9 protein-coding genes and 2 pseudogenes are annotated in these 9,541 nt (G+C 37.3%); 4 read left to right on the top strand and 7 right to left on the bottom strand.

Annotated features, from left to right (window positions below; translation table 11 throughout):
* Window positions 1-355: 355 nt before the first annotated feature.
* The 4 genes and pseudogenes from KO509_RS10485 to KO509_RS10470 form a co-directional block, all read right to left on the bottom strand.
* Window positions 356-463, bottom strand: a pseudogene (locus tag KO509_RS10485) (transposase); the annotation flags it as partial.
* A 118-nt stretch (window positions 464-581) separates the two neighbouring features.
* A pseudogene (locus KO509_RS10480) lies at window positions 582-695 on the bottom strand (transposase); the annotation flags it as partial.
* A 203-nt stretch (window positions 696-898) separates the two neighbouring features.
* On the bottom strand, window positions 899-1,141 hold the full coding sequence (locus KO509_RS10475; protein WP_215973221.1) for a SlyX family protein: 243 nt from the start codon (window positions 1,139-1,141) through the stop codon (window positions 899-901).
* On the bottom strand, window positions 1,142-2,173 hold the full coding sequence (locus KO509_RS10470; RefSeq protein ID WP_252727500.1) for a hypothetical protein: 1,032 nt from the start codon (window positions 2,171-2,173) through the stop codon (window positions 1,142-1,144).
* Window positions 2,174-2,331: 158 nt separating this feature from the next.
* On the opposite strand from KO509_RS10470, the gene KO509_RS10465 reads away from it, so the two are divergent.
* Both KO509_RS10465 and KO509_RS10460 read left to right on the top strand, forming a co-directional pair.
* Window positions 2,332-3,102, top strand: a complete 771-nt coding sequence (locus KO509_RS10465) for an FKBP-type peptidyl-prolyl cis-trans isomerase (RefSeq protein ID WP_215973220.1) — start codon at window positions 2,332-2,334, stop codon at window positions 3,100-3,102.
* 196 nt (window positions 3,103-3,298) lie between these two features.
* Window positions 3,299-4,531: a glycosyltransferase gene (locus KO509_RS10460; RefSeq protein WP_215973219.1), complete on the top strand. Its 1,233-nt coding sequence runs from the start codon at window positions 3,299-3,301 to the stop codon at window positions 4,529-4,531.
* Window positions 4,532-4,547: 16 nt separating this feature from the next.
* On the opposite strand, the gene KO509_RS10455 is transcribed toward KO509_RS10460, so the two are convergent.
* Together KO509_RS10455 and KO509_RS10450 are read right to left on the bottom strand one after the other, a co-directional pair.
* Complete coding sequence (locus KO509_RS10455) at window positions 4,548-5,429, bottom strand: S1/P1 nuclease (RefSeq protein ID WP_215973218.1); 882 nt, start codon at window positions 5,427-5,429, stop codon at window positions 4,548-4,550.
* Window positions 5,430-5,453: 24 nt separating this feature from the next.
* Window positions 5,454-5,930, bottom strand: a complete 477-nt coding sequence (locus tag KO509_RS10450; protein ID WP_215973217.1) for an acyl-CoA thioesterase — start codon at window positions 5,928-5,930, stop codon at window positions 5,454-5,456.
* Between the two features lie 557 nt (window positions 5,931-6,487).
* On the opposite strand from KO509_RS10450, the gene hemE reads away from it, so the two are divergent.
* Window positions 6,488-7,555, top strand: a complete 1,068-nt coding sequence (hemE, locus tag KO509_RS10445) for a uroporphyrinogen decarboxylase (RefSeq protein WP_215973228.1) — start codon at window positions 6,488-6,490, stop codon at window positions 7,553-7,555.
* A 151-nt stretch (window positions 7,556-7,706) separates the two neighbouring features.
* Here the strand turns inward: hemE and metJ are convergent, their stop codons facing one another.
* Window positions 7,707-8,045 carry a met regulon transcriptional regulator MetJ gene (gene metJ / locus KO509_RS10440; protein ID WP_215973216.1) on the bottom strand — a complete coding sequence of 113 codons (339 nt, stop codon included), beginning with the start codon at window positions 8,043-8,045 and terminating at the stop codon, window positions 7,707-7,709.
* A 314-nt stretch (window positions 8,046-8,359) separates the two neighbouring features.
* Between metJ and metB the strand changes: the two genes are divergently transcribed.
* Window positions 8,360-9,529: a cystathionine gamma-synthase gene (gene metB, locus KO509_RS10435; protein ID WP_215973215.1), complete on the top strand. Its 1,170-nt coding sequence runs from the start codon at window positions 8,360-8,362 to the stop codon at window positions 9,527-9,529.
* Window positions 9,530-9,541 lie beyond the last annotated feature (12 nt).

Genomic DNA, 9,541 nt, shown 5'->3' with positions numbered 1-9,541 from the left:
ATTCTATCGACCATCCATTGGCGACGATGTTCAAAGCTTTGTTTGCTATAAGCATCCTCACCACACAGGTAAGCGCGGCGCACACAACGAGAGATTAGGTGATAGTAACGGGTGTCTTGTAATGAAACTTGCTGACGGCGAGATTGTGTCATAATCAAACTCCTTACGTGTTTACTTTATAAACATAGTCAGGAATTCTTATTTATTCAAGAAAGTATAAAGTATGGGTGTCCTACTCTATCTTGAGAAAGTATAAAGTATGGGTGTCCTACTCTATCTATATGTGGGTGTCCTACTCCATATGTGGGTGTCCTACTCTATGCTACTAAAGTATGGGTGTCCTACTCTATCTTCTGCTATAAGCATCCTCACCACACAGGTAAGCGCGGCGCACACAACGAGAGATTAGGTGATAGTAACGGGTGTCTTGTAATGAAACTTGCTGACGGCGAGATTGTGTCATAATCAAACTCCTTACGTGTTTACTTTATAAACATAGTCAGGAATTCTTATTTATTCAAGAAAGTATAAAGTGTGGGTGTCCTACTCTATCCCTAAAGTATGGGTGTCCTACTCTATCTCTGTTTGCTATAAGCATCCTCACCACACAGGTAAGCGCGGCGCACACAACGAGAGATTAGGTGATAGTAACGGGTGTCTTGTAATGAAACTTGCTGACGGCGAGATTGTGTCATAATCAAACTCCTTATGTGTTTACTTTACAAACATAGTCAGGAATTCTTATTTATTCAAGAAAGTATAAAGTATGGGTGTCCTACTCTATCTCTATTCAAGAAAGTATAAAGTATGGGTGTCCTACTCTATCTAGGTGTCCTACTCTATCTATACTCTATCTTAGTCTCTTATCAGATATTATGCAGTGCATTAGCATTATTTTTTAATAATGCGGAGGAGGTGGCTCTATTTCTTCTTTACCTGAATTTAGTGCACCTGAATCTTTTAGTCTATTAGCAACTAATTGAATTTGCTCTCTTAGCTCAGAAATTTGTGTTTGATGAACGGTTAATTCGGCGCTTAGTTGTTCAATAACATCGTCTTGAAAAAGGTTTCGAGTTTCAAGCGCATTGATACGTTCTTCAAGAATTTGGATAGCATTTTCTTCTGATTTGTTAGCTGTCATTTAATTGCTTTCTTTAGGGAGTTGCCAAAGCTCAGCATAGCCTGAAGAGCTTTCGGTTAATAAGGTGTTATTATCGCTAAATGCCAGGCTATAAACAACTGCTCCTGTCGGTATTTTTGCTTCTTTTGGCGTAACGTGCCACGAAGCAGTGCGTTCTCCGGTGTCAACATTCCAAACGCTCACCTTACTACTGGCTGCGCCCGTTACTAAGGTTTTTCCGTCAGGAGAAAATTGTATAGAGCTAAATACTTCTTGGCGTTTAGTGCCTTTGAGTGTTGATATCAATTTACCTGTTTTTAAATCCCAAATATGGGCTGACTTCATACTGTCGGCAGAAAAAGCAAAACGACCTTGTGGATCTAATGCTACTTTCGATACTCGCGATGTATGGTTAAATTGATAAATAACTTGTCCTGATACAGTATCCCAAATGTAAGCCGTAAAATCATTACCGCCAGACATGGCTATTCTTCCGTTAGGTGTCATATCTACAGAATTTATTTTTTCTTTATGGCCTAAAAATTCTAATCGTCTGCCAGTATCAACAGTAACATGAAGAACCGTGCCATTGCCTTTACCTATAAGTAAATAATCACCATTATTACTAATGCTGATATCACGAATAGTAGATTCTCTTACTTTCCAATACCCTTCAGACTTGCCTGTTTTGATATTCCACAGAGCAAAATTTTCTCTGCTTGCAGTTAATGCATGGCTATTATTATCACTAATATCAATGGTCAGGACTAAATTGTCACTACTGTCCTGTTGTTGAGCCCATTGGTAGGTGAGGGCATTTTTTTCTAAATCCCAAACACTAATTCCATGATAAATTGAAGAGGTTACACTCCATTTGCCGTCATTAGAAATATCTGCCGCATAACTTCCCTCAACAGCATGTAGGTATCGAGCTATCGGCTTATCCACAGAAGGTGTACAGCCCTGCATAAATAGAAGAGAAAGTGAGCATGCAGCCAGTACTTTTATCGTCGTTAAGCGATGTTTTATATTTTTTGAAAAGTTAAGCAACATATTAATACTTTTTTATTGGCGCATTTCTCGTTAGTATAAGGCGTTTTTTAAAATTGTTTAACCTTATCTTGGATTTAATTCTTCAATAGATGGTGTAAACAAAAGACAATAGATGGATTGGGGGATTCTCCAATTGTGATGTTTTTACGGAGAAATAAATGAAATTTTTTAAACCCACTTTAGTTGCTGTTGCATTATTAGCTGTAGCTGGTTGTCAAGAAGGCGCTAAAGAAGAAGCTAAAGCACCTGTATTAGAAGCAGAAGTTCAAAAACAAGCCTACGGTTTAGGTGCGTCAATCGGCATGTATATGCAACGCAATCTAGAAGAGCATGAAAGATTAGGTTTAGCTTTAGAGAAAGAATTAATCGTAAGAGGTTTTGTTGATAGCATTAATGATAAATCAGTAATGGAACAAGAAGAGATTACAACATTATTGACTAAGTTAGATGAAACAATGAAAGCTAAGCAACAAGAAATTGCGGTTCAAGAAGCTGAGGCAAGTTTAGCGACTGGTCAAAAATTCTTAGAAGATAATGCTAAGAAAGAAGGCGTAATGGTAACCGAGTCAGGTATTCAATATGTTGTATTAGTTGAAGGTGAAGGTGATAAGCCTGCTGCTACTGATACCGTTAAAGTACATTACAAAGGTACTTTCTTAAATGGTGAAACATTTGATAGTTCTTATGACCGTGGTGAGCCTGCTGTATTCCCACTGAATCGTGTTATTAGAGGCTGGACTGAAGGCGTACAATTAATGTCAGTTGGTTCTAAATTCAAATTTACTATTCCTTCTGATTTAGCTTACGGCCCGAATGGTAATCCACCACGCATTCCAGGTAACTCAGTATTAGAGTTTGAAATTGAATTGTTAGAAATTCAAAAAAGTGAGCCAGCACCACAAGTAGGCACAGCACCTGCTGATAAATAGAAAATAAATGTTAGTTTCATGGTTACAGGCTTAGCTTAAGTTAGCAGTAACCAGCATAACTACTATTGAATGAAAAGCCACCGATCATTAATTAACGATCAGTGGCTTTTTTTATGTTCGAAGGAAGATAATATCAAGCTGCCATCAATGTTAAACTGCGTGTATACTCCTTTTTATTTAAAGCGCCTAGATTTACATGAACACACTTCTTATTATTGGTTATGTTTGGCCTGAGCCAAATTCTTCTGCGGCAGGTAGTCGTATGCTGCAACTTATCTTCTTTTTTCAGCAGCAAGGCTATCAAGTCGTATTTGCTAGCCCTGCGCAACGTACCGATCATATGGTTGATCTCATGGCGCTTAATGTTGAGTGTGTTGATATTAAGCTTAACTGTGCGAGTTTTGATGATTTCATTGGCTCACTTGCGCCTGACGTTGTGATGTTCGACCGCTTTATGATGGAAGAGCAGTTTGGCTGGCGTGTTATCGAACAATGTCCGCAGGCCTTAAGAGTTTTAGACACAGAAGATCTTTTTTGTTTACGCCATGCAAGACACGATGCGCATAAAAAAAATAGTGAGATGACAGACACTGACTTATTAACATCTGATTTAGCTAAGCGAGAAGTTGCGGCTATTTTTCGTTGCGATGTTACCTTAATGATTTCACCGAAAGAAATTGAATTGTTAGGGGATTTATTCAAGGTAGATAAGAGTTTATTGCACTACGTACCTTTTGTTTTTAGTGATGAGCAATTTATGCTGAACAACCCAAGTTACGAACAACGACAAGCTTTTATTTCTATTGGAAACTTTCGTCATCCACCGAATTGGGACTCAGTACTTTGGTTAAAACAACAAATATGGCCATTAATTCGCAAACAGCTACCTAAGGCGGAGCTTCATATATGTGGCGCTTACCCACCTCCTAAAGCGACCGATTTACATGATGTAAAAACAGGTTTTTTGGTTAAAGGTTGGGTTGATGACGCGATAAAATCCATGCAATCAGCGAAGGTCTGTTTAGCGCCTTTGCGTTTTGGTGCAGGTATAAAAGGTAAGTTAGCAGAAGCAATGTTGTGTTCAACGCCTTCAGTTACCACCAATATTGGTATTGAAGGGATGGAAACTCAGTTACCTTGGGCAGGAGCGGTTGCAAACGATGCACAAAGTATTGCTGATGCAGCAGTAAAGCTTTATCAAGAAGCAGACACTTGGCAATGCGCGAGTGAATTAGGCAAACAGAATGCACAATTGTTATTTGACCAAGAACAGTATTTCTCAACACTTTCAGCTTGCTTAACAAACTTGCTACAGAATTTAGAACAACACCGACAACGTAATTTTATTGGTAGTATGCTTAACCATCACCATCATAAAAGCACTAAGTATATGTCTCAATGGATTGAAGAAAAGAACAAGCCTCAATAAACAAAGAAAAGAGCAACTATAATGAAGCCGCCAATACGTTTGTTAAGCGCTGTGCGGCTTGTAGTATTCTTTGCTCCATAATTGGCTGATATTGGCTTAGGTAATCAGGCGATAAGGTTATTTTACCTTGAGGCTTTCGACATACGCTTTGGTTATCTTTGTGGCAATAGTTAAAAGTCGACTTTGTCGTTATTTGAAAAGATTCGTTAGCCCATTGCCAAACTTGTTCCTTTTGCCAATTTGGTTGAGGGCTTTTGTTCCATTGGCTCCTTAATGAGGACAGCCACTTTGTTCTAGTTTCTTTTCCTTTATATAAAATACAATGATCCCAATAACTATGCAGGTTATTGCATTTAGCATCAGTATCAGCAAAGGCGATTTTGTTACCGCCTAAATCATCCTTGAAACTAATATGTAAAGGTTGATGTATATCACCTAACCAATGCCCTAAAAACAATAAAGTTTGTGCTTGCTGCCATGTATAAGGGCTTTGAGTATGTGCTAAGGCTTGTTGGTGTTGTAAAATTGCTTGAGGCAAGCAATTTTGCTGACATTCATCTGTATTAACTTTATTTTGTGAACGAGGGACATTCATATAATGCCAGGAACTATAAGCTTTAAACTTTTTTAAATGTCTAATTGTATCAGCCCAAGTACAAGCATTAGCAAAAGTTATGGCGCTATTCGCTTTTTGCTGATTAAAATTATTAATAAGTTTTTTATGTTTAGCAGGAATAGTCTTGAGTAAGCCGGCTATTTTGTTTTGTTGTGTTTTTGGCAAATGTTCAAATGCTAATTGGCAAACAAGTTGATGGCCAAGTTTACCTAAAGCAAAGCTTGGCTTGCTAAATAAAATAGCGAGAATAACTATAGTGAACGCAATATATTTGGCCATCATTAAATTTGCTTATTACTGAGCTAGTTACTGAGCGAAAATTTGCATTTCACTGCCAATCTGTTTGCGCATATCCATTAATTTTATTGCAGTACTATGCTGTTTTTTATCTTCTTCTGTTTTCGGAATCCACTGTGGTACAGTTTCAGATTGTCCATTTTGATCAACGGCAACCATAATAACAATACAATTGGTCGTTAAGTGTCGGTTTAACGATTTAGGATCACAGGCATTTACCTCTAAGGCAATATGCATAGATGAATTACCTGTGTATATAACTTTAGCTTCTACTTCTACCAAGCTACCCACATGAATTGGTGAAATAAAACGGATGCCACCGGCATAAGCAGTAACACAATAACGACCACTCCAACCTGCTGCACAAGCATAAGCCGCTAAATCTATCCACTTCATTACCGCACCACCATGGACTTTACCACCAAAATTTACATCTTGTGGTTCAGCTAAAAATCTTAAAGTTATATCACGTTGTGGGCTATTCATTATTCTTCTCTAGTTTCGTAAATTAAAGGAAAGTGCTATGAAGGCGATTTTATACTATTGAAAGGAATAATGAATAATTATTTGAACTATAAATTTTCAGCTATACATTTTATAGCACAAATAAAAAAGCCTTTCTCGAAGAGAAAGGCTTGAAATGCTCGCATTATGGTCTTGTTAATCAAGCTTCTTATTAATTATGCTCAGAAGTATTTTTATTATTAATCAGTGCTTCTTTGTTTGCGCAGGTATTTTATAGCAAAGCATTTTCATCACTGCAACAACTTTAATAGAGCATAAACTCGACGATAAATTTCGTATAAAGCATAACTAATGCTTTTTAGTGATTAAGTGATTGATTGTTATTCATATTAATAATGTCTAGCGAAATGTAACTAAATTGAAATATTTTTCATGGGATGAATGTTAAGCGTAAATGAATTGATTTGTCGCATAGATTCAAAATACCACGAGTGCTAGAATACGCGCATAATTTACTTGTTATTCCTATTTTTGGGAGTTCAAGTAAGTAAATAATGAATAAATTAGAGGGTTTATTGGTGACTGAATTAAAAAATGATAATTATTTACGTGCGCTTTTAAAGCAGCCAGTAGATTACACACCTGTTTGGATGATGAGACAAGCAGGACGTTATTTACCTGAATACCGAGCAGTACGTAAAGATGCTGGCGATTTTATGTCAGTTTGTCGCGATGCTGACTTAGCTTGTGAAGTTACTATTCAGCCGTTGCGTCGTTTTCCACTTGATGCAGCTATTTTATTCAGCGACATATTAACAATTCCTGACGCCATGGGTTTAGGCCTATATTTCGAAACAGGCGAAGGACCTAAGTTTGAACGTCCTATTACTTGTAAAGCTGATGTTGAAAAAATCGGCGTACCTGATCCTGAAGGTGAATTACAATACGTAATGAATGCCGTTCGTACTATTAAAAAAGAACTAAATGGTAGCGTGCCGTTAATTGGTTTTTCTGGCAGCCCTTGGACGTTGGCAACTTACATGATTGAAGGTGGTAGCTCAAAAGCTTTTACTAAAATCAAAAAAATGATGTTTTCTGAACCACAAACACTGCATTTATTGCTTGATAAGTTAGCCGACTCTGTTATTTCATATTTGAATGCACAAATTGCTGCTGGCGCACAATCAGTAATGGTGTTTGATACATGGGGTGGCGTATTGTCACCACGTGATTACAAAGAATTTTCATTACAATATATGCATAAAATCGTTGACGGTTTAACGCGTTATAATGATGGCCGTCAAGTGCCGGTAACTTTGTTTACTAAAAATGGTGGTATGTGGTTAGAAGATATCGCTGCGACAGGTTGTGATGCGGTAGGACTTGATTGGACTATTGATATAGAAAAAGCAAAAGCACGTGTTGGTGATAAAGTTGCTTTACAAGGCAATATGGACCCTTCTATGTTGTATGCACCATTACCGCGTATTGAACAGGAAGTATCTAAAATATTAGCAGGCTTTGGTGAAGGCGGTACCGGTCATGTATTTAACTTAGGCCATGGTATTCACCCTGATGTGAATCCAGATCATGCAGGACACTTTATTGAGTCGGTGCATCGTTTAAGTAAGCCATACCACGGGTAACTTATCTTGTTGCGAATTTTGTAGCTATATTGGCTACTCTTATATGAAGCACAAAAAATGAAGCACAAAAAATGAAGCACAAAAAAAAGTAGCAAACTCTATCGAGGTTGCTACTTTTTTTATTTTAGATTAGTTATTTACTCAATCGAACTTAGATTGATTCGTCATCATCTATTTCGTAAGCACTAAAGTCGGTAATTCCTTTTTCTTCTAAAATACGACGAACACTAGCGGGTAACTTTTCCTCATTATCTTTAGCGAGATCTTCATCATCAGGTAGAGGCTGCCCAGTAAAAGCATGTAAGAATGCTTCGCACAATAATTCGCTATTAGTCGCATGGCGTAAATTATTTACTTGGCGTCTAGTTCGCTCATCAGTTAATACTTTTAAGACACGCAAAGGAATTGAGACTGTAATTTTTTTTACTTGCTCACTCTTTTTACCATGTTCGGCATAGGGATTAATATATTCGTCATTCCACTCAGCCATGTAAATTCCTCTGTAGCTATTAATGTAAATGGTTAATTATTATTTTTATATGACTATAAAAACGCATTTAACGGTATTATTTAATTAACACTTAATGAAAACTTGATTAAGCTTAATTGAAAGATAGAAGCATATACTTATTTCTTCTTAATCATGCAATTCTACTGGTTGCAGAAATCCAGTCAAGTAGAAGTTTAGATGTCTAAAAATTCTTGACCTAAATAGTCAAAACGTTTAGAGTTATAGACGTCCAAACATCCAAAACATTGAGTATATAAGTTTATGGTGTTAGTTAATGAAAATAAGGAATAAAAATGTCGAATACTAAAATTAAAAACATTACTACTTCGGCAGTGCAGGCGGGTATTAATACCGATAAACAACATGGTGCTGTTGTTGCCCCTATTCACTTATCTAGCACTTATTCATTAAAAAGCTTTAATGAAAAACGTGAATTTGATTATTCTCGCACTGGTAACCCAACCCGAGCAACCTTCGCTCGAGCTATCGCTACATTAGAGCAAGGTAAAGTGGGTATTGCGACAAGTACTGGCATGTCGTCAGTATTATTAATTTGTCAGCTGCTATCTGTTGATGATCTTGTTGTTATTCCTCATGACTGTTACGGAGGAAGCTTTCGACTATTTACCCATTTAGCAAAACGTGGTCAATTTAAGTTAATTGTTGTTGATCAAAATAACCAACAGGCGTTAGCAGAAGCATTAGCACAAAAACCTAAATTAGTACTAATTGAAAGCCCAAGTAATCCACTATTACGTTTAGTTGATATTGAAGAAGTAGCTAAGGCTAGTCACGAAGTAGGTGCTTTAGTTGCTGTCGACAACACTTTTTTATCTCCTGCTTTACAACAACCATTAACATTGGGTGCAGATATTGTTTTTCACTCTACTACTAAGTATATCAACGGGCACAGTGATGTTGTTGGTGGTGTTTTAGTGGCTAAAGAACAGGCTTTAGGTGATGAGTTAGCTTGGTGGGCAAATTGTATTGGTATTACTGGCAGTGCATTTGATAGTTTTCTTGCTGTACGTGGCCTAAAAACTTTGCCAATTCGCATAAAGCAGCATCAAGAAAATGCTGAGCAAGTTGCTGAATTTCTAAAAAATCATCCTGCGATAGAGTCAGTTTATTATCCAGGCTTTACAGATCATCCAGGACACGAAATTGCTAAGAAACAGCAAGCAGGCTTTGGCGCTATGCTAAGTTTTGATGTTAAAGGTGGTGTTGAGTCGGTGAAAAAATTATTCGCTAATCTCAAATTGTTCACTTTAGCGCAATCATTAGGTGGTGTTGAAAGTTTAATTTGTCATCCGCCAACAATGACTCATGCCGGTATGGCCGAAAGCGCAAGACTAGCTGCTGGCATTACCGACTCTTTAGTAAGAATTTCCGTTGGTATCGAAGATATTAATGACATTTTGGGCGATTTAGCGCATGGCTTAGCACAAAGCCAAACGCGTTAATAAATAATAATT

It is taken from the genome of Colwellia sp. C2M11 (assembly GCF_018860915.1).
Lineage (GTDB): Bacteria > Pseudomonadota > Gammaproteobacteria > Enterobacterales > Alteromonadaceae > Colwellia.
Note: the sequence above shows the minus strand (reverse complement) of the source record. Positions and strands in the feature narration are given on the sequence as shown.